General features: G+C 42.3%; 18 protein-coding genes. 13 read left to right on the top strand and 5 right to left on the bottom strand.

Translation table 11 applies throughout. The features are described from left to right. The first annotated feature begins 10 nt into the window (after window positions 1-10). The 6 genes from WA256_RS09725 to WA256_RS09750 all read left to right on the top strand — a co-directional run bounded on the left by WA256_RS09725 (window position 11) and on the right by WA256_RS09750 (window position 7,472). Window positions 11-2,092: a chemotaxis protein CheA gene (locus WA256_RS09725; RefSeq protein WP_175083007.1), complete on the top strand. Its 2,082-nt coding sequence runs from the start codon at window positions 11-13 to the stop codon at window positions 2,090-2,092. Next, window positions 2,089-2,574, top strand: a complete 486-nt coding sequence (locus tag WA256_RS09730) for a chemotaxis protein CheW (protein WP_054562868.1) — start codon at window positions 2,089-2,091, stop codon at window positions 2,572-2,574. The genes WA256_RS09725 and WA256_RS09730 overlap by 4 nt, the downstream gene beginning before the upstream one ends. 29 nt (window positions 2,575-2,603) lie before the next feature. Then, a complete protein-coding gene (locus WA256_RS09735; protein ID WP_062564788.1) occupies window positions 2,604-4,931 on the top strand; it encodes a methyl-accepting chemotaxis protein in 2,328 nt (775 codons plus the stop codon). Between the two features lie 65 nt (window positions 4,932-4,996). Beyond that, window positions 4,997-5,815: a CheR family methyltransferase gene (locus WA256_RS09740; protein WP_062564789.1), complete on the top strand. Its 819-nt coding sequence runs from the start codon at window positions 4,997-4,999 to the stop codon at window positions 5,813-5,815. After that, the gene (gene cheD, locus WA256_RS09745; protein WP_054562865.1) at window positions 5,812-6,429 is read left to right on the top strand and encodes a chemoreceptor glutamine deamidase CheD; all 618 of its coding nucleotides are present in this window, start codon (window positions 5,812-5,814) and stop codon (window positions 6,427-6,429) included. Before WA256_RS09740 ends, cheD begins: the two co-directional genes overlap by 4 nt. An 8-nt stretch (window positions 6,430-6,437) precedes the next feature. After that, entirely contained in the window at window positions 6,438-7,472 is a 1,035-nt protein-coding gene (locus tag WA256_RS09750) for a protein-glutamate methylesterase/protein-glutamine glutaminase (protein ID WP_054562864.1), read from the top strand. Here WA256_RS09750 and WA256_RS09755 read toward each other — a convergent pair. Continuing rightward, the gene (locus WA256_RS09755) at window positions 7,459-8,490 is read right to left on the bottom strand and encodes a polysaccharide deacetylase family protein (RefSeq protein WP_269407789.1); all 1,032 of its coding nucleotides are present in this window, start codon (window positions 8,488-8,490) and stop codon (window positions 7,459-7,461) included. The two genes, WA256_RS09750 and WA256_RS09755, sit on opposite strands and share 14 nt — an antisense overlap. Between WA256_RS09755 and dinF the strand changes: the two genes are divergently transcribed. Further along, window positions 8,467-9,801, top strand: a complete 1,335-nt coding sequence (gene dinF, locus WA256_RS09760; protein ID WP_239962341.1) for an MATE family efflux transporter DinF — start codon at window positions 8,467-8,469, stop codon at window positions 9,799-9,801. The genes WA256_RS09755 and dinF overlap by 24 nt on opposite strands. Window position 9,802: 1 nt before the next feature. Here the strand turns inward: dinF and WA256_RS09765 are convergent, their stop codons facing one another. Then, a complete protein-coding gene (locus WA256_RS09765; RefSeq protein ID WP_054562862.1) occupies window positions 9,803-10,072 on the bottom strand; it encodes a hypothetical protein in 270 nt (89 codons plus the stop codon). Between the two features lie 14 nt (window positions 10,073-10,086). Beyond that, window positions 10,087-10,662, bottom strand: coding sequence for a Fe-S biogenesis protein NfuA (nfuA, locus tag WA256_RS09770; RefSeq protein ID WP_054554437.1), 576 nt, complete (start codon window positions 10,660-10,662; stop codon window positions 10,087-10,089). A 144-nt stretch (window positions 10,663-10,806) separates the two neighbouring features. Between nfuA and WA256_RS09775 the strand changes: the two genes are divergently transcribed. Continuing rightward, window positions 10,807-13,359 carry a M14 metallopeptidase family protein gene (locus tag WA256_RS09775; protein WP_335990882.1) on the top strand — a complete coding sequence of 851 codons (2,553 nt, stop codon included), beginning with the start codon at window positions 10,807-10,809 and terminating at the stop codon, window positions 13,357-13,359. A 6-nt stretch (window positions 13,360-13,365) separates the two neighbouring features. Here the strand turns inward: WA256_RS09775 and WA256_RS09780 are convergent, their stop codons facing one another. Continuing rightward, the gene (locus WA256_RS09780) at window positions 13,366-14,082 is read right to left on the bottom strand and encodes a ComF family protein (RefSeq protein WP_063528313.1); all 717 of its coding nucleotides are present in this window, start codon (window positions 14,080-14,082) and stop codon (window positions 13,366-13,368) included. A gap of 58 nt (window positions 14,083-14,140) precedes the next feature. On the opposite strand from WA256_RS09780, the gene bioH reads away from it, so the two are divergent. From bioH to WA256_RS09805, 5 genes are all read left to right on the top strand, one after another. Continuing rightward, entirely contained in the window at window positions 14,141-14,878 is a 738-nt protein-coding gene (bioH, locus tag WA256_RS09785; RefSeq protein WP_130167400.1) for a pimeloyl-ACP methyl ester esterase BioH, read from the top strand. Window positions 14,879-14,979: 101 nt separating this feature from the next. Continuing rightward, the gene (locus WA256_RS09790) at window positions 14,980-15,288 is read left to right on the top strand and encodes a hypothetical protein (protein WP_054554434.1); all 309 of its coding nucleotides are present in this window, start codon (window positions 14,980-14,982) and stop codon (window positions 15,286-15,288) included. A gap of 5 nt (window positions 15,289-15,293) precedes the next feature. Further along, on the top strand, window positions 15,294-16,160 hold the full coding sequence (locus WA256_RS09795) for a putative metalloprotease CJM1_0395 family protein (RefSeq protein ID WP_335990887.1): 867 nt from the start codon (window positions 15,294-15,296) through the stop codon (window positions 16,158-16,160). Between the two features lie 207 nt (window positions 16,161-16,367). Next, window positions 16,368-17,099 (top strand): outer membrane beta-barrel protein, encoded by a 732-nt coding sequence (locus WA256_RS09800; protein WP_130167401.1) that lies wholly within the window; start codon window positions 16,368-16,370, stop codon window positions 17,097-17,099. Window positions 17,100-17,378: 279 nt separating this feature from the next. Beyond that, window positions 17,379-22,409 carry a S8 family serine peptidase gene (locus tag WA256_RS09805; protein ID WP_335990890.1) on the top strand — a complete coding sequence of 1,677 codons (5,031 nt, stop codon included), beginning with the start codon at window positions 17,379-17,381 and terminating at the stop codon, window positions 22,407-22,409. A 122-nt stretch (window positions 22,410-22,531) separates the two neighbouring features. Here WA256_RS09805 and WA256_RS09810 read toward each other — a convergent pair whose 3' ends face one another. After that, entirely contained in the window at window positions 22,532-24,847 is a 2,316-nt protein-coding gene (locus WA256_RS09810) for a Tex family protein (RefSeq protein WP_304636975.1), read from the bottom strand. Between the last annotated feature and the right edge of the window lie 6 nt (window positions 24,848-24,853).

Genomic DNA, 24,853 nt, shown 5'->3' on the forward strand with positions numbered 1-24,853 from the left:
GGAGCGGGGCATGAGTATAGATCTAAGCCAATTTTTTGAAGTATTCTTCGAAGAAAGCTTCGAAGGACTCGACGCTATGGAGGCTGAGTTATTAAACTTAGTGCCTGGCGAAGAAGACTTAGAGACCATAAATACAATTTTTCGCGCTGCGCATTCAATAAAAGGAGGCAGCGGTACCTTTGGCTTTAGTGCTGTTGCAGACTTTACTCATGTTCTCGAAACCCTTTTAGATCAAATTCGTGAAGGTTCACGAGATCTTACTGCTGAGCATGTAAATTTACTTTTAAAATCAGTTGACTGTTTACGGGCTTTACTCAGAACTTTACAAGCTGAGCAGCAGCCAGATCTAACTGAAGCTGATGAATTGCGTATTAAATTTGAAGAAATTCTTGGTATGCGTGCTGCAAGTAAAGCACCAGAGCCAACGCAAGAAGCTGTTAGCGAAAGCAGCTTTAACACCTATCAAATCGATTTCAAACCACACCATCATTTATTTAAAACCGGTAATGAACCACTGTACATGATCAGTGAGTTGGCTGAGCTAGGTGAGCTTGAAACACAAGCCTTTCAAGATGATGTGCCCGATATTACTAACCTTGCCCCTGAAGACTGTTTCTTATCGTGGCGCTTTTTCTTAACCACAGACAAAGAGCAAAGCTGCATCGAAGAAATTTTCGAATGGGTTGAAGATGATGCTGATATCACCATCACCCTATGTGGTGGTTTGTTTGGTGATGAAGAGGTTGCCGCTGTTGAAACTGTTGCTGAAGAGGCTGCGCCAGCGCAAGAGGCTGAACCTGCAGCAGTTAAACCAATCACTGATACGAAAAAGCCAGCGCCAGTTAAAGCAACCACAGCCAATGCAGAATCAACCTCAATCAGGGTTGGTATCGATAAAGTCGATTCACTGATCAACATGGTGGGTGAATTAGTGATTACCCAAGCGATGTTAAGTCAATTGGGTGAGCAAGAGATCACTGAAGCAACTATAGCCTCATTACAAGAGGGCTTAGCACAACTGGCACATAATACCCGTGACTTACAAGAAAATGTCATGCGTATTCGCATGTTGCCTATCAGCTTTGTGTTTAGTCGCTTTCCTCGCTTAGTACGCGATATCTCGCAAAAGCTTGATAAACAAGTCGAGCTTAAATTACTTGGTGAACAAACCGAACTAGATAAAACCGTGATGGAGAAGCTTTCTGATCCTATGGTGCATCTAGTGAGAAATTCCTTAGATCATGGTTTAGAAACCGTTGATAAACGCGTTGCAGCGGGAAAAGACCCTGTTGGTACTGTAACGCTCAATGCGTTTCATCAAGGTGGCAATATCGTTATCGAAATTATGGACGATGGTCAGGGCCTGAATACCACTAAAATTCGTGAAAAGGCAATTAAAAACGGCCTAATTTCAGAAACCGATGAGTTGTCTGATAACGAAATCAACGAGCTTATTTTCTTACCAGGATTTTCTACAGCCGATCAAGTCAGCGACTTATCAGGTCGTGGCGTTGGTATGGATGTAGTAAGGCGCAATATTGAAGCACTTAGCGGCTCTGTTGAAGTGGCTTCTGCACCAGGCGTGGGGTCGACATTTACAATTCGTCTACCGCTAACGTTGGCTATTTTAGATGGGCAGTTAGTCCGAATTGCTGAGCACACTTACATCATCCCGCTGATTTCGATAATTGAGTCATTGCAAATCGATATTAGTAAAGTGAGTCGAGTAGGCAAAGACTTAGATGTGCTGCGTTTACGTGACGAATATATTCCAATCTTAAGGCTTTATAATATTTTCAATCATAAAGGGGCGATTGAAACGCTTGATAAAACCCTGTTGGTTGTCGTTGAGAGTGACAACCAAAAAGTAGGTTTATTGGTTGATGACTTATTGTCGCAACAGCAAGTGGTAATCAAAAGCTTAGAGGCCAATTATCAAAAAGTTGATGGTGTCTCAGGGGCGACAATTCTAGGGGATGGTCGTGTTTCTTTGATTGTTGATATTAGTGGCTTGATTAAATTATCTGGGCTTAGAAAGCCTGGGAGCCAAGAATTGATTATTGAATCAAAAGCGAATTTGGAGGCGTCATGATTGCACAGCACGACGACCTGCATAACAAACTAAACCTTGAACAAGATCAAGATGTAAAACAGTTTTTAACCTTCTTCATGGCTGAAGAAGAGTATGGTGTTGATATTTTAACGGTGCAAGAAATTCGCAGTTGGGAAGAAATTACGGTGATCCCTAATTCACCGGATTTCGTCAAAGGGGTTATCAACCTGCGCGGCACCATAGTGCCGATTATTGATTTAAGGCTACGTTTTGGTATTTCAGCCATTGAATACGGACCGTTAACCGTTGTAATTGTTCTAAAAGTACAGCTTGAAAATACATGTAAAATTATGGGCATCGCCGTTGATGCCGTCTCGGATGTCTATAGCATTGCTGAGCATGAAGCGAAGGCAGTGCCACATTTGTCTGACTCAGACAACGCGCAATTTGTTGCGGGTTTAGTCAATGTGGGTGAGAAAATGGTCGCATTACTTGACCTACAAAAAACAATGGACATTTAACTGGGTAGATTAACAAGAAGGTGAAGGGTATGGGATGGTTTAGCAGTCCTAAAAATGTTGAGTCGGAAAATGATTTAGTTATTGCGGCACTTAGAAAGTCGCAAGCGATGATTGAGTTTCAACCGTCGGGGCAGATCATAACTGCCAATGCTAATTTCTTAAACACCATGGGTTACCGACTCGAAGAAATCCAAGGGCAACACCACTCTATGTTTGTTGCTGAAAAAGAGTCGCAAAGCCCTGAGTATCAACAGTTTTGGCAGCGATTACGCAGCGGTGAGTTCTTCACTGATGAATTTAAGCGTGTCGGTAAAAATGGCAAACAAGTTTGGATCCAAGGTACCTATAACCCAATTATTGATAGCAATGGTAATGTCACTAAAGTTATCAAATTTGCTACAGACATCACACCGCAAAAAGAGCTTGAACGTCAGTCAAAACGTGATGCTGATTTATCAAATGCGCTGCGTGTATGCCAAGCTAATGTGATGATTGCCGATAACGATTTAAAAATTATCTTTGTTAATGAGCAAGTAAAGCAAATGCTGCAAGCTCGCGAATCAACTTTACAAACAGTGCTACCTAGCTTCTCTGTGGCGAATTTAGTGGGTACGTGTGTTGATGATTTTCATAAACAACCATCACATCAACGTGAATTACTAAAAACATTATCTGAACCATACAAAACCACATTGCGTTTGGCGGGGCTTATTTTTAGCTTGATTGCGACTCCTTGGGTGAGCGCTTCGGGTAAGCGTTTAGGTACTATTGTTGAGTGGCAAGATATTACTGATAGCGTAAATAAAGCGGATGCTGAAAAGCGTGCAGCAGAAGAAAACTTGCGAGTACGCCGAGCACTTGATCGCGTGGCAACTAACACCATGATTGCTGATTCTGGTAACAACATTATTTACATGAACGAAGCCGTTCTGAACATGATGAAAATTGCTGAAAGTGATTTACGTAAAGATTTACCTAACTTCAACAGTAATAATTTAATTGGTCAAAATATTGATGTGTTCCATAAGAATCCAGCACATCAACGTAACATGCTTGCTAAGTTAAGTGATACGTACAGTACTGAAATTCAAGTCGGCGGCCGTACTTTTGGTTTGGTTGCAAACCCTATTTTTACCCCAGACAACGAGCGTATTGGTACGGTTGTGGAGTGGGAAGATAGAACAGCTGAAGTCGCTATTGAAAAAGAAATTGCCGGCCTTGTTGCTGCAGCGGGTAGTGGTGACTTAGAAGCCCGTGTAGAAGAAGCGGGTAAACAAGGTTTCTTCTTACGTCTAGCGCAGGGCTTAAATAGCCTAGTTAGTATTGTTGATGATGCAGTAAAAGACACAGGCAATATGCTGGATGCTATGGCGAACGGTGACTTATCAAAACGTATTGAGCAAGACTACCAAGGCTCGTTCGATAAGTTAAAACGTGATGCAAATGCCACGGCTGATAAGCTTACTGAAGTGATTAATCGCATTAATACTTCGGCAACGCTGGTTGCCAGTGGTGCAGAAGAAATCTCACAAGGTAATGCTGATTTAAGTCAACGTACTGAAGAGCAGGCTTCATCACTTGAAGAAACAGCATCAAGCATGGAAGAGATGACCAGTACGGTTCGTCAAAATGCTGATAATGCTAAAGAAGTGAATGAACTTGCTGAAGAAACACGTACTAAAGCACAAAAAGGTGGCGAAGTTGTAAATCGCGCTGTAACCAGTATGTCGGCAATTAATGAATCAAGTAAGAAGATTGCAGACATTATCAGTGTCATTGATGAAATTGCTTTCCAAACAAATCTACTTGCGCTTAATGCCGCTGTCGAAGCAGCACGTGCAGGTGAACAAGGCCGTGGTTTCGCGGTTGTTGCTGGTGAGGTCCGTAACTTAGCGCAACGTTCAGCAGCTGCAGCAAAAGAAATCAAAGAATTGATCCGAGACAGTGTTGGAAAAGTTGAAGATGGTACATTACTGGTTAATGAATCGGGTTCAACATTACAAGAAATTGTTACTGCAGTACAAAGAGTTACTGCAATGATTTCTGATATTGCCCAAGCTTCTGAAGAGCAAAGCTCTGGTATTGAGCAGGTCAATAAAGCCATTGCCCAAATGGATGAAATGACCCAGCAAAATGCAGCATTAGTTGAAGAAGCCTCTGCCGCGGGTGAATCAATGGCAGAGCAAGCGAATGATATGCGCCGCTTGTTAAACTTCTTCTCGTTATCGAATAACGAGATGGATATTACAAGCCGTGCAAGTTCAGCGCCTGCAGCTAAACAGCCAAGCTCACCAGTACGTTCGGCACCTAAAGGTAATAACTTTGTTGACCCTAGTGATGAGTGGGAAGAGTTTTAAAACTCTTCCCAATTAAATTCTAACTAGTTAATTGCATCTAATGTTACAGCTGCAGGGTCAAGCACATGAAAGAGTTTTTACTAACGGATAGTGACTTTAAAGCTATTTCGTCACAAGTGTACGATGCTTGCGGCATTGTTTTAGCTGAGCATAAGCGCGAGATGGTTTACTCGCGCTTAGCAAGGCGTATTCGCCAACATAAGCTTAAGAACTTTAAAGAATATTTAGACTTTCTTGAAGAGAATAAAGAACAAGAGTTTAGTGAGTTTATTAATGCCATAACTACTAATCTGACTTCTTTCTTTCGTGAGCCACATCACTTTAGTTATCTAAAAAATACCATAGTCCCCAAACTGCTGATTAGTAATGCTAAACAAAAGCGTGTAAGGGTGTGGTCTGCTGGCTGCTCGACCGGCGAAGAGCCTTATACCATTGCTATGACCTTAAGCGGTTTATTCCCATCTGATTGGGATGTGAAAATTCTAGCTACTGACTTAGACTCAAATGTGCTCGCTAAAGCACAGGCTGGCACCTATACCGCTGCCAATGTGAATGGTTTAGACAAAAGCCAACTTAAGCGCTGGTTTCTAAAAAGCCATGACGGTCAGTTATATAAAGTAAAACCTGAACTACAAAAGAATATTTTTTTTAAACGTCTAAACTTATTACAGAGCTGGCCTATGAAAGGGCCGTTTGATGTTATTTTTTGTCGCAATGTAGTTATCTACTTCGATAAGCCGACGAAAGATACTCTATTTAAACGTTATTACGATTTGTTGACCGATTCAGGTCATTTATTCTTGGGGCATTCCGAAACACTGGGTAAGGACCACAAAGAGTTTAAGAATTTAGGCCAAACTATCTATCAAAAAGGTGGTCTATGAGTAGTCATTTTAAACCTGTATTGTCTGGTTTTGAGCACGTTAAACGGTTTTGGGATGGCAAGCGCCATAAAGTGGTTGCTAAAGTATTACCAGGCGAATTTTATGTGTCTAAGTCTGATGAGTTGATCACAACTGTGTTAGGGTCGTGTATTGCTGCATGTATTTACGATGAAGGCTTAGGTATTGGTGGTATGAATCATTTTATGCTGCCAGCAGAAAAAGGTGTTGATCCGAGTAACGCACATAGCCTTAATTGCCGTTATGGTAACTGGGCAATGGAATACTTGATCAATGAAATCCTAAAAAATGGTGCTTCTAGACGCAACCTCAAAGTAAAGCTGTTTGGCGGCGGGAAAATAATCCGCTCAATGACAGATATTGGTGTTGGTAACATTCGTTTTGCAAATGCCTATGTACTTGAGGAAGGTTTAGATTTAGTATCCCATGATGTTGGCGGGCCTTGGCCACGTAAGGTGATGTTTGATCCACAAACAGGCAAGGCGCAGGTTAAGAAAATGCGTGAATTGCATTCTGATAAGCTTGAAAAACGTGAAATTAAATACTTACACGATATTGAGCAGCAAGATGCAGAAACGGATATTGAATTATTTTAGGAGAGCAAATGATCAAAGTACTCATAGTTGATGATTCTGCTTTGATCCGTGGTTTACTCAAGGAAGTTCTCGAGCAAGCGCAAGACATTCAGGTCGTTGGTGCGGCAGAAGACCCTTATCAAGCCCGAGATTTAATTAAGCGGCTTAATCCCGATGTCTTAACGCTTGATATCGAAATGCCGAAAATGGATGGGTTAAGTTTTTTAAAAAACTTGATGCGCCTTCGTCCTATGCCAGTTGTGATGATTTCTACACTGACTCAAAAAGGCTCACCAATCACACTGGAAGCCCTCGAAATTGGTGCTGTTGACTTTATTGCTAAGCCAACTATCAATGTCACTGAAAATCTTCAGCGTTATGCCCATTTATTACATCAAAAAGTGCGTACTGCAGCTGGCGCTAGAGTGCGAGCTTTTAAAGAAACAAAAGTTGAAGACGACAGCTCTTTAACAGCATTGCAATTTAAGGCAAACAGCGTGCTTGCAATTGGCGCTTCAACAGGCGGCACAGAAGCAATTAAAGAAGTGCTCGTGCGTATGCCAGAAAGCTGCCCACCGATTGTTATTACACAACATATCCCTCCAGTATTTAGTACCTCGTTTGCAATGCGCATGGATAGAACGTGTAAAATCAACGTTAAAGAAGCTGAGCATGGCGATAAGCTACAACCAGGCTGGGCGTATATTGCACCGGGCGATCAGCATTTGAGTGTAGTAAAAAAAGCCGGAGGTCTGTTTTGTCAGCTTGATTCAAGTGAGCTGGTTAATCGCCATCGTCCAGCGGTTGATGTGCTATTTAACTCCTTAGTCGTGGCTTGCCCTAAAGCGACGGTAGCTGCGTTATTGACAGGTATGGGCAGCGATGGCGCCAAAGGCATGCTTGCATTAAATCAAGCTGGGGCTTACACCATAGCACAGGATGAATTGTCGTCAGTGGTATGGGGCATGCCTAAAGCCGCAGTCGAACTCAATGCGGCTAATGAAGTGGTTCGCCTTGATAAGGTTGCAGCGCAAATGCTAAAACAAGCTGCTAAGGTACAATAACCCAAGGTTGAGAGAACCAGTAGTAACTGCCTTTTTTCGCGATAGAAGGGGCTGTGCAGTTAAAGCGAGAGCGGCCTTTTTTCAGTTTTTCAGGTGAGGTGATCTTCACCGTATCTTTACTAAGCCAGGTTAAATCAGCTTGACCAATACCTGATACATAACAAGCAAACTGGCTTTTATGAAAGTCCTGCATATCAAATTGAATGCTTAAACTTGGCGGGTTTTCGTCCGTCACGCTATCTGAATAGCTGAGCTGTTTGATAGTGAATGCTTGAGAGTCGAGTTTAGTGGCAAGCGTATCAAGCTTTGAATAAAAGCCCGATGCCGGAAAGCGTGGTAACCGGGTAAAGTCAGAATGGATACCTACAGCCCCTGAATGCTGACCTATACCAACAAATCCTAGCGATTTTACTAGTTGTTGCAGTGAATTATTAAACTCGCCATAAGGGTAAGCAAGGTATTTGTAATCATGGCCAATTTCTTCTTTAATGCGCTGCTGGGCAGATAAAATGTCTTCTTTAGTACGTGCAAGCCATGCTTCTTCAGTCTCGCCTGGTTGTTTGCGGTGTAAGTAATTATGAATTTGCGTATGGTTGCTAATTAAGGCGCCTTTTTTCGATAGCTCCTTTAACTGCTGCCACGTCATTACATAGCTTTTGCCTTCATCAATTAGCTCGGGATTTACGAAAATAGTGTACGGATAGTCAAATTTTTCTAAGATGGGCGCAGCTTCTTCATAGTTATTTTTGTAGCCATCATCGAAGGTTATTGCGACGGTTTTATCTGTTAGCGGTTGGCCAGCTTGTAACGAGGTAATGAGTTCATCTAGTGGAATAACGTTGAAGTTATTATCTTTTAAATATTGCATATGTTCAGTGAATGTTTCGTTACTGACGCTGGTTACCGCAGGAAGGCTTTCACTGACGTGGTGATACTGTAGAATGACTGCGCCATGGGCACGCAAAGATAAACCTAACAGGACTGCAAATACTAAATGAAACATTTTCTTAAACGTCATAAGGCACACCATAAAAGTTTACTGTTATTAGCCGGTCCGATGATTTTATCAAATATTACCGTGCCAATGTTAGGTTTAGTTGATACTGCTGTAATCGGCCACTTAGGAAGCGCTCACTATTTAGCTGGTATAGCGCTCGGTTCAGCAGTTATCTCGTTATTATTTTGGCTAGCAGGCTTTTTGCGCATGAGCACCACAGGCTTAGTTGCGCAGGCTTATGGTAAAAGCGATCACACCTTACTCGCTGAGCTATTAAAGCGCAGCTTGTTACTAGCAACAGCGGTAGCGCTGTTATTAATAGCGCTGAGTATACCTATTCAATCCTTAATGGCATATTTATCAAATGCTAATGAAGCCGTTTTAGAGCAAGCAAATAGCTATTTTTCGATTCGTATTTTTAGTGCGCCAGCTGCTTTATGTAACTTGGTTTTACTTGGTTGGATGCTAGGTGTTCATTATGGCCGCGGGCCATTCTATTTATTACTTATCACCAATATAACCAATATTGTGCTCGATATTTATTTTGTGGTGTTTCTTGATTGGGGTGTGGCTGGAGCTGCGTGGGCATCTTTAATCGCTGATTATATCGCCCTTGCTTTTGCACTGATGTTAGTTGTACAGCTTGCCAAAAAGCAGGGGGTTAATCTTGCTGTGAAAGCCTGGTTAAGTGTTGCTAAGTTACTTGATTTAGTAAGCTTAAATCGCGATATTTTTATTCGCTCACTAGCACTTCAGCTATGTTTTAGCTTTATGACTTTTTATGGCGCACGGATCGGCGAAACAACCTTAGCGGCTAATGCCGTATTGCTAAACTTTTTAATGTTGGTGAGCTTTGCGCTTGATGGTATTGCTTATGCAAGTGAGGCAAAGGTCGGTAAAGCGAAAGGTGAGCACAGCGCTAAGCAGATTAAGTTATGGGTTAATTTGAGCTTGTTTTGGGGTGGGTTATTTGCGGTGTTTTATAGCCTTATATTTTTATTATTTGGCGAGGCAATTATTCGCTTACTTACCGATGTGCCCGAAGTTATCAGCCTTGCAACGGTTTACCTTCCTTGGGTGATTATATTGCCTATCGCGGCGATGGGCTGCTTTTTATTTGATGGCGTATTTGTCGGTTTAACCCGTGCTAAAGACATGCGTAATACTATGCTATTTAGTGCTCTAGTGGGCTTTTTTGGACTGTTTTGGGTAGTGAGTAGCTGGCAAAATCATGGTTTATGGTTTGCGATGACCAGCTTTATGCTAATGCGCGGGTTAACGCTGTGGTTTCGCTACCGTAAAATTATCAATAATCAGCAATTATTAGATTAAATTACTTCCACAAATCAGGGTCGTGATTTTTGGGAGACGAGCGCTCTAAAACTTGCGCAAAACGGTTGGCAAAAATACCTAAGTAGCCCCAACCAGCAAAGAATAAAGCCACTGCTAGTATGGCTAGGCCAATTAATTGAAATAGTGCGGGTCCATAGTAACCTATGGCAATAAAAATCACGGCTAGCACAAATAGTGCTAGGCCGCGAAGAAAGCGTTTTAAGCTTAACTTGGGGTCGCTACCTAAGCGAAATACCCATTTTTTAAGCATGCTTAATATACCGGTTAGTAGTAAGAGTGCTCACCAGATTGGTGATCAGTAATGTCTCTTACACCGTTGATTTCGTCAAACTTGGCGATCATTTCTTTCTCGATGCCTTCTTTTAGTGTGACGTCAATCATTGAACAACCGTTACAGCCACCGCCAAATTGCAGTACCGCGATACCGTCAGCAGTAATTTCTACTAGGCTAACTTGGCCGCCGTGGTTAGCGAGCTGTGGATTCACTTCGGTTTCAAGCATATGTTGAACACGTTCTTGCAGTGATGCATCGTCGCTAAGTTTACGTGCTTTTGCATTCGGCGCTTTAAGCGTTAACTGAGTACCCATTTTGTCAGTTACAAAATCGATTTCAGCTTCTTCTAAGAAAGGGGCGCTTTCTGCATCAACAACGGCATCAAAACCATTGAATGGTAGACGAATATCAGTCGCTTCAACGGCGTCTTCTGGGCAGTAAGAAACACCACACTCAGCCTGCGAAGTACCTGGGTTTACTACAAACACACGAATGTTTGTTTGTTCAGCTTGGTCTGCTAAAAGTTTAGCAAAATGAGATTGTGCAGATTCAGAAATAGAGATCATAAAACGGACTATACTTGACTAAATTACTCGGATACTGTGTATCATACTCCGCTCATCGTGTTGTCGCCAGTGTTGAGCGTAAAAAGTTGCATCTATTTTATCGAATGGTAGCGTTAAAACATCAAATAATTACGGGTGCTATCTATGCGTTTCATAATAACAATATTAACCATGCTAGTGAGCGTCAGCGCATTAGCAAAACCTCTTTCTTATTACTTTGAACAAGATGTGAAATTTGACCCAAGTATTCCGACTCCTGAGCAGGTGTTAGGCTACGAAGTGGGTGAGTGGCATGTACGTCACGATCAACTTGTGCAATATATGCAAATTCTTGCTGAAAAAAGTGACCGAATGAATTTTAAAGTAATCGGTCGCACTCATGAGCAGCGTCCACTGGTGATGCTAACGGTTACAGCGTCCGACAAACTTGGCCAAGTAGAGCAAATCCGCAAGGCTCACTTAGCTCGCCTAAATGGTGAAGCGAGTGACTCAAGCAAACAGCCTGCGGTTGTTTGGATGGGTTACAGTGTTCACGGTAATGAATCATCAGGCAGCAATGCATCGCTTCTCGTTGCGTATTACCTTGCTGCAGCACAGGGGCCAGAAATTGACGCCTTACTTAACAACACGGTTATTTTACTAGACCCATCATTAAACCCAGATGGCTTAGCGCGTTTTGCAAATTGGGCAAACAGCAACCGCGGCATGAAGTTATCATCAGATCCACAAACTCGCGAGCATATCGAAAGTTGGCCAAGCAGTCGTACTAACCATTACTTGTTTGATTTAAACCGTGACTGGTTGTTACTGCAGCACCCTGAATCGCGTGCGCGTATTGCACAGTTTCACCAATGGAAACCGAATATCCTAACTGACTTCCATGAGATGGGCCCAAACAGCACTTACTTTTTCCAACCAGGGATCCCAACTCGTAAGCACCCAATCACGCCAGAAGAAAATGTCACGCTGACTAAAGCCATTGCAAACTATCATGCAAAAACACTTGATGAGCACAACGCACTTTACTTCACTGAAGAAAGCTTTGATGACTTTTACTATGGTAAAGGCTCAACTTACCCAGACGTAAATGGTGGTGTGGGCATCTTATTTGAACAAGCGAGCTCGCGTGGTCACTTACAAGAAACTATCAACGGCCCGTTAAGCTTCCCGTTTACGATTAAAAATCAGTTATTAACAAGCTTATCGACGTTCCAAGCGGCGATTGATAACCGTACAGACTTACTTGATTATCAAGCAAAATTTTACAACAAAGCAGTTGATCTTGCTGGTGATGAAGACTTTAAAGGGTATGTAGTTAAAGGCGGCGCTGATCAAAGCCGCATGCAATACTTCCTTGATTTACTTAGACAACATCAAATCAATGCGTACATGTTAGAAGAGCCGCTAAAAGTAAACGGTCAAAGCTTTTCTGAGCAGAGCTATTATGTGCCATTAGCACAGCCACAATTTCGTTTAATTAAAGCGATTTTCAGTGAGCAACAGCGTTTTGTTGATAATACCTTTTATGATGTATCTGGCTGGACACTTGCTCATGCCTTTAATTTAGAATTTGCAAAGGTAAGCAGCAACTGGGGCTTAAATGTGGCAAAAATGCCTTGGCAGCAAAGTGTTAAGTCAAGCTTTGCAGCATTACCGCAAAGCTATGCCTATGCATTTAAATGGGATGATTACCTAGCGCCAAAAATGCTTAATAGCTTGCTTGAACAAGGTGTGAAAGCACGCGTGGCATTAAGCCCACTTACAGCAAAAACGCCATCAAGTGAAATAGCTTTTGAACCAGGTAGTATTCTTGTTCCTGCTGGTCTGCAAACTGATAGCAACTGGGTTAGTTATTTAAACCAAGCACAGAATGAGTTTGGCATTGAAATTACGCCAATTAGTTCGGGCTTAACGGTTAAAGGTGCTGATTTAGGTTCTCGTGCAATGGCGGTTGTGAAAGCGCCTAAAGTATTACTCGTGGGTGGTCAAGGAACTAGCCAGTATGAGCTTGGTGAAGTGTGGTATTACTTAGATCGTTTTGTAGGCACCGCGCCAAGCATTATCGAAATGGAGCGCTTAGGTAACATCGACCTTGAAAACTACAGCCATATTATTTTAGCGCACGGAAATTTCAATCGCCTTGATGATGCGACTAAAGTTGCTATTAAGTCGTGGGTTCGTAAAGGCGGTGTTATTTGGGGTCATAAAGGTGGTGCTAAGTTCTTAGCTGATCAGCAGCTACTAAAAGCAAACTACTTATCTCGTCGCGATGTAGCCAGTGCCTTTGATACAACAGGACTTACTTATGCTGATAAAGATGACTTAGCTGGTCGTCAGCGTATTGCCGGTGCAATTTTTAATACCTCAGTGGATTTATCTCATCCACTTACGTATTCGCTTAACCGTAATACATTACCTGTATTTAAGAATAGCACTTGGCTACTTGAGAAGTCAGATGCCCCATTTGTTAATGTGCTTACTTACACAGATAAACCGCTTCTAGCTGGCTTTACTGATGACGTAAATGTAGAGCAAGTCGCGGGCGCGGCAGGCCTCATTGCGCACTCATATGGCAAAGGCAGTGTGATAGGCATGACAGATAACCCTGTATTCCGTGGTTACTGGTACGGCACGAGTCGATTACTAAGCAATGCCTTATTTTTTGGTAATGCCTTTCATGCCTCTGGTGATAAGTAATCACAATTAATCATAATGCAGGTTGCCTAACCCCGTTAGGCAAGTGAGCATAGCCCATACTTGCTTTGCCCCTGCATGTTTTATGGCTTCTGTCGCAGCATTTATGGTTGCGCCAGAGGTCATCACATCATCAATAATCGCCACGGTTTTTCCTGTTAAATCTTGCTGACAAACAAAGGCATTTTGTAGATTTTTAACTCTCTTCGCTTTACTTAACTGTGATTGCGCTTTGGTTGCTTTTTGCTTGTAAAGAGCTGAGCTAACAGTACATTGCTGGTTTTTCAAAACAGGCAGCCAAGTTTGGCTTACCTGATTAAAGCCGCGCGCTAAAAAGCGTTGATTATGCAGTGGTAGCACAATAAAAAGATCGGGCCAACTTGAATTAACTTGATGAGCTAATTGCAGCTGCCTCTGTATTACTTGTTGTAGCGCCACACGAAAATACTGCTGGTCATTAAACTTCAATTGCTTGAGCCAAAGTTTAAAAGGCGCTTGATACCAAGCACAGGCAATTAAATGATCAAAATTACTATCAGGAAATGCATCACAGATATCAGGTCGATGTAACAGGTTTGGATGGTGTGTAAGGTCAAATAAATTGAGGTCATCTAAACAATACTGACACAAAGCTTGATCAGCCTGTATGTGATTCTGGCAGCTAATGCAAAAGTTGGGGAATAGTGCGTCTAGCCCTAGTTTTAAGGCATGAGGTAAGTGAGACATTGCATTCATTCCTTTAAACGCTATTATGAGCGCTAAGTGTGGTTGGGAAATACAAAATATGCAAAATGATATGGTGCTATTACATGGCTGGGGAATGAACCAAGGGGTTTGGCAAGTGATCAAACCTGAGCTTGAGTTTTTTCATGATGGTGAAGTCCGTTGCCTCGATTTACCTGGCTTTGGTAACGCACAGTCTATTCCCACACCTTACACTTTGCACGCTGCAGCTGAGCAACTAAGTACACAGCTAAATGAAAAGTCTATTCTTGTTGGCTGGTCGTTGGGTGGGCTTTTTGCCTTGTATATTGCAGCACATTGGCCTGACAAAGTCGCAAAGGTTGTATTGGTTGCCTCAACCCCCTTTTTTGCGCAAACCGACGAATGGCCAGGTATCAAACCTGACGTATTAAACGCATTTAAAGATCAGCTAGTTAGTCACAGAGAAAAAACGATAGAAAGGTTTTTGGCGATACAAGCAATGGGCAGTGAATCAGCACGAGATGACATTAAGCAACTTAAAGCACTTTTAAACCAATACCCAGCGCCTCAAGAACAAGCTTTAAGTGCGGGCTTAGACATTTTACAGCAGGATGATTTACGTGAGCTATTCGCTAACCTTAGCGTACCTGTGCGTGGTATTTTCGGTCGCTTAGATTCATTAGTACCTTATCGCGCGATTGAAAAAATGCATGCCTTACAACCTCAGTTTGAATATGAAGTTTTAGATAAGGCCTCACACGCGCCTTTTATTTCACATAAAGCGGCATTTATATCAGCACTGAAATCAATGTGTTAATTTAAACTCGGCCGTAGGCCACAAAAATAGCGGGATTTAGCTTTATTTTGCTCGTTTTATGAGCGATACTTAACGAGTAGATCTCACTGTTGGAGGGTGTTATGCCAATCAGTTCTGTTTTTAATAATGCGGTAGAAGGTTATAACCGTGCAAGCCAAGGTATCGAAAAGGCGAGCGCTGAGATTAGCCGTGCCTCAATTGATCAGCAAGATGATGCCCAATTAGCTCAACAACGGCAATTACAAGCGGCAACTCCAAATGAAGCTGTAACTCCGCCAGTTTCACAACCTGCCCCAATCGATGAGTCGCTTGTTAATTTAAAAGTTGAAGAGTTTAATGCAAAAGCCAATATCAACACGATTCAGACTGCTGATGAAGTGCTCGGTACATTAATAGATATTAAAGTTTAGTACTTATGAATATCGTTACTCCGTTTCCCTCGATTAATATCAACACGGCGAATGTGCACACCGAAAGTGCTCGCCGTGATAATCAGTTACGTGAAGTAATCCCGCCACCTGCTGCTACTAAACCAAGTAATGCCGAAAATAAAACGCTTAGCGATGGTGATAAAACCAAACAACCGGGTTCTGAGGTTGGTACCTATGATGCTAAAGGTCGTCTTGCTGAAGACAAAGTGATTGAAGAGCGCCAACAAGGTAGCGAACAAGGCGAGCCTGAACAATCAGAGCAAGAACAGCAAGAAGCTAAACAAGAGCAGCAAAAAGAGCAAAAGGTTGCTGAGCAAGAGCAACAAGACGCTGAGCAAATTAAAGAGCTAAAAGCCCGAGATACCGAAGTGCGTATTCATGAACAAGCGCATGCAACCGTAGGGGGGCAATATGCTGGCTCGCCAAGCTATGAGTATCAACGCGGCCCTGATGGTACAAACTATGCCGTGGGCGGCGAGGTGCAAATTGACGTTGCTGAAATTAAAGGCGACCCAAAAGCTACAATCGAAAAAATGCAGACGGTGCGTGCAGCTGCGCTTGCACCACAAGAGCCTTCAAGTGCTGACCGCTCAATTGCTGCCGATGCCACACAAAAGCTTATGGCAGCGCAAGCTGAGCTTGCCAGTCAATCAGCTGATGGCGATGCTGACTCAGGCAAATCGACTTTCAAAATAAACAGTGAGTATGCCGAAGATAGCGCTACTCAAACCAGCGAAACTAAAACAGCCAAGCGTGATGTTGAAGTAGACGAGCGTGCAGCGCGTATTGCTAATTTTTATCAAGCAGCTACTTCGCCCACTAATCAAAATCAGTTCTCTGCCTTTATTTAACTAATATCAATTAACAGTATCAGTTAATCACTTTGTGGTTAAAACTTGTCGCTAACGAAGTTTAAATACTACATAACTACTCACTTATTTTATTAATGACTCTAACAGTTTCTTACATTTAGACTACAAAAACGAATATTGTTTCCATTGCGGGTCCTTACTCGCTTTGGTAGATTGTCCACGATTTATAATTAGGATGATTAAACAATGAAATACACTCTTCTTGCTTGCGCATTATCACTTGCTTCTACCGCTGTCATGGCAGAAAACACCTCGCCTCTAAGCTATGACTTTGTTGAAGCAGGATATAAAAAGACAGAAATTGATGGCTTAGATGAGCGATCTCTTAAAGGTTATGGCTTTAATTTCAGTAAGCAGTTTGCTGAGAATTGGTATGTTACAGGTCATTATTCAATTTTAAATGATGATGTGACTGCAACGAATGAATTCAATGGCTCAGGTGTTTACGATAGCAATGATAATTATTTAGGTGATACTGTCATAGCTTATACTTTCGATTATGATATTGATATGACGCGTTACGAAATTGGTTTAGGTTATATTTATTCGCTATCCGATCGCACTAAAGTTGATTTTTCAGCAAAGATTGGCCAGTTAAAGAGAGAAATTGACCTTAATGTTAAAGAAGTTGTCTCATACCAAGATCAAGTTTTTAATAGCTTTTCAGAGAATCACTCAAATTCAGAAACCGCAGATATTTTGTCTGCTAACGCGCAAATCAGACATCTATTAACTGATTCATTTGAGATCAACGCTGGCGTTGGCTACGAGCGTTTGCACGACGAAGAGAGCGAAAATAATGCTGTATTTCATTTAGGGGCAAACTATGCCTTTACACCAGCTTGGCTGATAAGCGCAAGCTATCGTGATGCAAATGATTACTCAGACCTTGCACTTTCGGTTCGTTATAACTTCTAATTTTTTAGCAGCTAGGGATGCCTTTCCCTAGCTGTTTTCACTACTCACTTTGTTTCTGTAATCGTATTTTGTACAAAACGCTACATTTTGTATAAATATCCTGCAATGCGTTTATTTTTACCGCTCTGGTGTTTATTTAATGTTAATTTCGTGTCTCAAGTGTGTACAGGTCGGTTTGACCATGTAACCCCCCCTCTGTATATGTTTGCCTGCTAAATAATTTAGTGTGTCAGCTCAAGCAATTTATGAGCTGTTTAGAATTAAATCAGTGGGAATCATATGCAACCTTGCAATAAGAAAATCGCACACTTGAAGAAAAGTTCAGTAGCCGTACTTACAGCCTTGTATGTCGGCGCTACAGGCTATGCTGCGGCAGAGCCTGGCTTTAACAAAGTGTCAGATAAAGGCTTTTATCAGCCAACATTTACAGCTGAAGATATCGCGAATTATCAACAAGAAAAACAAATCGAAGATCATCCAAGCTTACTCAAAGGAAGTGCTCAACGCTTAAACCAGCACTATCAAAGTCAGCAGCCGGAACATGTTTTTCAACCTCAAGATGGGGTGACAGGCATTCAAACATACATTGTGCAAATGCATGATGAACCTGTAGCAAGTTATCAAGGTAATATTCAAGGTTTCAGCGCTACAGCTATTACTGAATCTCGCTCTTTAATGGTTAAAGAGCGTATTGATACAGCGTCGCAAAGTGTGCGCGCGTATCAAGGTTTTTTAAAGCAACGTCAAACAGCAGTATTAAGTAAGGCGCGTGCAAGAGGTGCCAATATTGCGATTAAAAAGCAATTTACTCTTGCAAATAACGCGGTAGTGGTCGAAATGACACAAGCTGATGCAGAGCTACTTGCGACACAATCAGGCGTAAAGCGTATTACTCCTAACCGTATTTTTGAATTACGCACAGACCGTGGTCCTGAGTTTATTGGTGCTGATCAATTATGGCAGGGTGCAACACCGGCTTCATCGGTAGGTGTTAAAGGTGAAGGTATGGTTGTAGGTATTATTGATACAGGTATCAATACAGACCATCCTGCATTTGCAAGCGACGAAGAGTACAGTGAGAAAAATCCACTAGGTGCAGGTAACTTCGTAGGTGACTGTGAGGAAGAACCTGAGCTATGTAATGACAAGCTAATTGGTGTTCGCTCGTATCCAGAAGTCACAGCAATGAATGCTGATTATCAATTTGCACGTGCAGATCGCCGCCCTGAAAATGGTGAAGACTATAATGGTCATGGCTCTCACACAGCAAGCACTACGGCGGGTAATTACATCGAAAACACGCCGCTTCAAGCTGCAACCGGTGAAAAAGTAAGTGATGGTGAAAACTTACCATTTACGTTTGAAAGTACCAGTGGTGTGGCACCTCGTGCGCATATCATTTCGTACCAAGTTTGTTATGCAGGCCGTTCTGGCGATCTTTACTCAGGCTGTCCTGAATCAGCAATTTTATCTGCATTTGAAGATGCGATTGAAGATGGTGTCGATGCAATCAACTTCTCAATTGGTGGTAGCGAAAGCTTCCCATGGGAAGATCCAATGGAAATGGCTTTCTTAAGTGCACGCGAAGCAGGTATTTCAGTGGCAGCTGCAGCGGGTAACTCGGGTCCTTATTATATTTCAGCGGATCATACATCACCGTGGGTAACCACTGTTGGTGCATCAACTCATGACCGCGTGATGGATTTAGGTGTTAAAACCATAAATAACTTCCAAGGTACTCGCACGCCTTATGCTGGTGAGTATACAGGTAAGAGTTTCTCTGGCGGTATTACTGGCGAAGTTGTTCTTGCTGAAAAATACGACGATCCTAATGAAAGTGATGGTTACGATGCAGCAAGCTGTAACGCACCTTTCCCTGCTGGCACGTTTACAGCTGACCAAATTGTAATATGTTTACGTGGTGACATTGCGCGTGTTGATAAAGCAAAGAACGTGGCAGCTGGTGGAGCGGGCGGCTTTATTCTACAAAACATTAGTTCTGCAGAGAGCCTTGTTGCTGATAACTATGTGATCCCAGGTATTCACTTACCAGCAAGCGCACGCTATACAATTCGTAATTGGGTTAATGCTAACCCTGATGGCGCAGCTATTGCGACAATTGGCGAGCCAGAAAATAACTATTCATTTGATGAAGAAGCAGGTAATCAACTTGCTATCTTTAGTTCTATGGGACCAAGTTATTACATCAATAACCTTGTTCCAGACGTGACTGCACCAGGTGTTGATATTTATGCTGCGAATGCTGATGACCAACCATTTACAGCTTATCCAAGTGCTTCTGATTGGACTTTCATGAGCGGTACCTCAATGGCTACGCCACATGTTACGGGTGCAATGACGCTAATGATGCAAATGCACCCAGATTGGACGCCAGCAGAAATTCAATCAGCGCTAATGATGACGGCAAATAAAGTACGTATTTCTAACGGCGTTACTTTAATTGACCCATACTACAACTTCATGGCTGGTGGCGGTGCGATTGACGTAGCACAAGCTGCAAATGCGGGTCTTATCATGGATGAGACTATTGAAAATTATCATAATGCGAACCCGCGCAATGGTGGTTTAGTTGAGTGGTTGAACCTACCTTCTTTAGTTAACAATGACTGTGAGCTTGAATGTACGTGGATGCGAACAGTTAAAGCAACAAAAGATGGTACTTGGGATGCAACTGCTTATGGTTGGGCTGTTGAAGGTGAAGAAGAAAGCTTTGGTGTAGAAGTTAGCGTAACACCAAGTAATTTCACACTTCAAGCTGGTGAAACACAAGATGTGATGGTTACTATGAAGTTGCCAAATATCATCGAATCTAAGCTTGATCCTGTTGAAGAAGGTGCGCCTTGGGACAATATCTTAAATAAAGATGCTTGGTTCAACGGTAAAGTGTTATTCAAGAACACTGATGGCGACTCGCCTGATGCTCATTTCACATTAGTTGCGAAAAACGTCATTGATGAGCTACCAACCATGGTTGATATCGATATGGCACGTGCAAGTGCATCAGAATCAATCGTTGTTAATACCGATAGCTACAGTGAATTTACGCCGACTTATTATGGTCTAGTAAAACCAACTGAGGTTACCGCAAATATCTTAGGTGTTGCACCTTATGTGACAAAAGACCGCGTTGAAAAAGCGTGGGATATCCAGGCATTTGAAGTACCAGAAGGTACAAAACGCTTAATGGTTAAAGTTGCATCTACCGAGCAAACGACTGATTTAGAAGATCTTGCTGAGCCTCGCTGGCAAATGAAAAAAGCACACTTGGTTGTGGGTTATGATGCTAATGAAAGCGGCTCATTCATGGTGTCTGATGAAGAGATTGCGGAAGATTCTACTGCACTGATCAAAGCGCTAAATGAAGAGATGATTTGTTATTCTTCAAGTAGTGTTGAAGATAACTACTGTAACATTATTGACCCTAAGCCAGGTAAATACTGGTTTGCGACTGCAGCTCTAGCAGGTTTACGTGATGTTGGTTACCAAACAGTGACGCATTACGCCATTGTTAAAGAGCAAAATACCGGTGAATTCAGTGTATCAGCGCCACAGCAGCACAGCGGCAATGGTAACTATGAAATTGCTGTAAATTGGGATTTACCAGATGCGCAACCGAATGATGTTTATTATGGCGGCTTTGCATTAGGTAATGCTGCGGGAGCTGAAGGCACCCTTGGTTTCACATCGGTTAATTTAAAGCGTGATGCAGAAGCACTTACTTTAAATGTTGACCAAGACACTGCTCGCGCTATGGACCTAGTTAACGTTAATGTAAAACTTAAAGCTAACTATGAATCTAAAGCGCGTGACTATTCATTGTCTTTGACGATTCCTGATGGCATGCAAGTTTGGCCTGAAACGCTAACTTCAAACAATGAAGAAGTTGCAGCTTCGTTAGTTGTAGAAGGCAACACGTTAACTATTCAAGGTACACAAGACGCAACGCGTAACGTACAACGTGATTATGTGGTAACTAACAACATCACTAATGAGATGTGTAAAACGCCAATGATTGATGAATTCTCGACAGGAGGATATATCGATTTATGGGGTGATTTCCGCATTCAACCTGAAGCTGCTTGGTATGAAGGTGGCTCAAATGTGTACTTTGATGTGCCAATTGATTGGTTATTCTATAAAGAGGGTGCGAAGTTTGAAATTTACAACCAAGTAAATAATAACGAAGTACGTTTACACCCAACAGGTGCAATGCAGTTCACACCTATTTGGTGGATGATGAGTGCACACCGCGGTCCTGGTTTCTTAGTTGAAGCGCTTGCACCATTCTGGCGTGGCTCGTTTGAAATTGAAAACCTTCGCCATCCAACGGATCCAACAGGTCTAACAATTGCTTCTCAGTATAAAGAAGAGCGTCCTGACTTAGGTGATCTCGTATTCATGGAATTCGATAATGTGACTGATAAATACACAGGCGACACGTTTGACTATGAAGTGATTTTACGTAGTGGTATCGATGACCATGAAGGTATGTTCGAAGCTATTTTTGCTTACGATAACCTAGGCGCAGGTGTTGATGAAGGGACTATCTTTATTGAAGGTGGTGATAGTGTTTACTCTACAACTGCCGGCTTTAAAGACGGTGCATTAAGCAATGTGGTTGGTTATGACGACCTTGGCAAGATCTTACAAGATGACTTAGTGATCTGTTTTGATTATGTTGGCCCAGAGCAAAGTGAAGTTGAGTTTAACTTTACTGCTACGGTTATGCCTGATGCGAAAGGTTCTGTGCAAGATATCACCCTTGATTACCAACTAGGTAGCCAAGAAGGTGGCTCGTTAATGCACTCAATCGGCGTACAAAGCAACCTGAAAATGAGCGACATCGCTGATATGACGGTAGCAGAAAATGGCCGTATCGATGGTGTTGATGTGATGGTTGTTGATGCAGACCAGTCGCCAAATGAATTAGTGGTAACCGGTGAGAATGTTACGGCTGAAGTTGACGGAATGTCGTTTAACTTAATCCCTGATGCACATTTCCATGGTGAAACAATGGTGACTGTTACAGTACAAGACAAAGCAAACCCAGCAGACAAAGTAAGCAAAGAATTCTTGCTTATGGTTGAGTCTGATGGTGTAGAGCTCGGCTGTACTGATGCTGCTGCAACTAACTATGATGCGACTGCGAATGAAGATGATGGTAGCTGTGAATTCGCTTCACAAGTAACACCAGAAACTGAAGCTGAAACAAAGAGCTCTTCAAGCGGCTCATTAGGTCACTTCATTGTGTTACTCCTGCCATTACTTGCACTTCGTCGTCGTAAGTAATAGCGATATAGGCTCAGTTTATTGAGCCTTTCATAGCAACGAGACTGATTAAATTGCTATACAAATAAAAAACCGCGTAAGTTTACACTTACGCGGTTTTTTCGACTTATGCCTACAGCCTATTATTTTTTCACTTTTGCATTGGCAAATGCATCTGCAAAGGCATTACCCATGGCAACATTGCCAAATTCGCGTTTTTGCTTAGGTGCGCTTTTCGCTTTCGCAGCTGGCTTAGGTTTGCTAGCGGGTGCAGCTTTATTGCTAGTATCAACATCATCGTCTAAACGCATGGTAAAGCTAATACGTTTACGCGCAGCATCTACTTCAACTACTTTTACTTTTACAATATCGCCAGCTTTAACCACTTCACGTGGGTCAGAAATAAACTTGTTAGTAATAGCAGAAATATGCACTAAACCATCTTGGTGTACGCCCACATCAACGAAGGCACCAAAGTTAGCAACGTTAGACACTACACCTTCTAAAATCATACCTGGTTTTAGGTCGTTAATGGTTTCAACACCGGCTTTAAATTCAGCTGTTTTAAACTCAGGACGCGGGTCACGACCCGGTTTATCAAGTTCTTTGATAATGTCGGTAACCGTTGGTAAACCAAATTTTTCGTCTGTGTAGTCGTTTGCAACGAGCTTATTTAGGATGTCAGAGTTACCAATTAGGCTGTTTACATCTAAGCTGTTCTTCTCGCAGATACGCTTAACAACCGGGTAGGCTTCAGGGTGAACTGACGAGTTATCAAGAGGATCTGAGCCTGTGCTGATACGTAAGAAACCGGCAGCTTGTTCAAAGGCTTTAGGCCCTAAACGTTCAACTTTTTTAAGTTCAGAGCGTTTGCTAAATGAGCCATTCGCATCACGGTAGCTAACAATGTTTTGTGCTAACGTTTTGTTTAAGCCAGATACGCGAGTAAGTAGTGGCACTGACGCCATATTTAGGTCTACACCTACTGAGTTTACACAGTCTTCAACCACTGATGTTAGCGTTTGACCAAGTTGGCTTTGCGATACATCGTGCTGATATTGACCTACACCGATTGATTTAGGCTCAATTTTTACCAGCTCAGCAAGTGGATCTTGTAAGCGGCGTGCAATAGACACAGCACCACGTAGTGAAACATCAAGGTTAGGGAATTCATTAGCGGCAAACTCAGATGCTGAATAAACAGAAGCGCCTGCTTCACTAACCATCACTTTATTAAGTTTAAGCTCAGTGTTGGCTTTAATCAGTTCTGCTACTAATTTGTCAGATTCACGTGAAGCGGTACCATTACCAATAGCGATTAGCTCAACTTTATGCTGGCGGCATAATTGCTCAAGAGTACGAAGCGATTTATCCCAATGATTTTGTGGTGCGTGCGGGAAAATCGTTTGTGTTGTTAACAGCTTGCCTGTGCTATCTACGACAGCAATTTTACAACCAGTACGTAAACCAGGATCCAGACCTAACGTGGTGCGTGGACCTGCAGGTGCGGCCATTAATAAATCTTTTAAGTTCTTAGCAAAAACGTCAATTGCGCCGGTTTCTGCTTTTTCGCGCATTGCACCTAAAAATTCATTCTCAAGGTGAAGGCTTAACTTAATTTTCCATGCCCATTGCACTACGCCCATTAACCAACTGCTTGCAGCAGAATTGCTAACATCTAAGCGATAATGATCGGCAATCATTTGTGCACACACTTGCGCCGGGTTTTCTGCGCTTGGCTCAGGGTTGATACTAAGTTGTAATACGCCTTCATTACGAGCACGCAGCATAGCAAGTGCACGGTGTGATGGTACTTTTTTAAGCGGTTCTTGATGCTCAAAGTAGTCGCGGTACTTTACGCCTTCATTTTCTTGGCCAGCAATTACAGTACTTTCAATCTGACCATGTTGTGCGATATGACTACGGAATTTAGCTAGCAATTTTGCGTCTTCAGCAAAGCGTTCCATTAAGATAAATTTAGCGCCATCTAGCACCGTTTTATTATCTGCAAAGCCTGCATCAGCATTAATGTAGTCACCTGCTTGTTGTTCTGGGTCGAGGCTTGGGTTGTTAAATAGCGCATCGGCAAGCGGCTCAATACCCGCTTCAATGGCAATTTGCCCTTTTGTACGACGCTTAGGTTTGAAAGGCAGATATAAATCTTCAAGCTCAGTTTTACTGTCAGCGTTATTAATATCAGCACTTAGCTCGGCTGTTAGTTTGCCTTGCTCTTCAATAGTATTAAGGATAAAGCTACGGCGCTCTTCTAATTCACGTAAATACGATAAGCGCTGTTCAAGTAAACGTAGTTGCGTGTCATCTAAGCCACCAGTTACTTCTTTACGATAACGGGCGATAAAAGGAACTGTGGCACCTTCATCAAGTAATTTGATTGCAGCAACAACCTGTGGTTGCTGGGCACTTAGCTCGGTTGCTAAGCGTGCAGAGATATTGCTCATGCATAA

The sequence above is a fragment of the Pseudoalteromonas sp. CH_XMU1449-3 genome (genome assembly GCF_037027245.1).
Lineage (GTDB): Bacteria > Pseudomonadota > Gammaproteobacteria > Enterobacterales > Alteromonadaceae > Pseudoalteromonas > Pseudoalteromonas shioyasakiensis.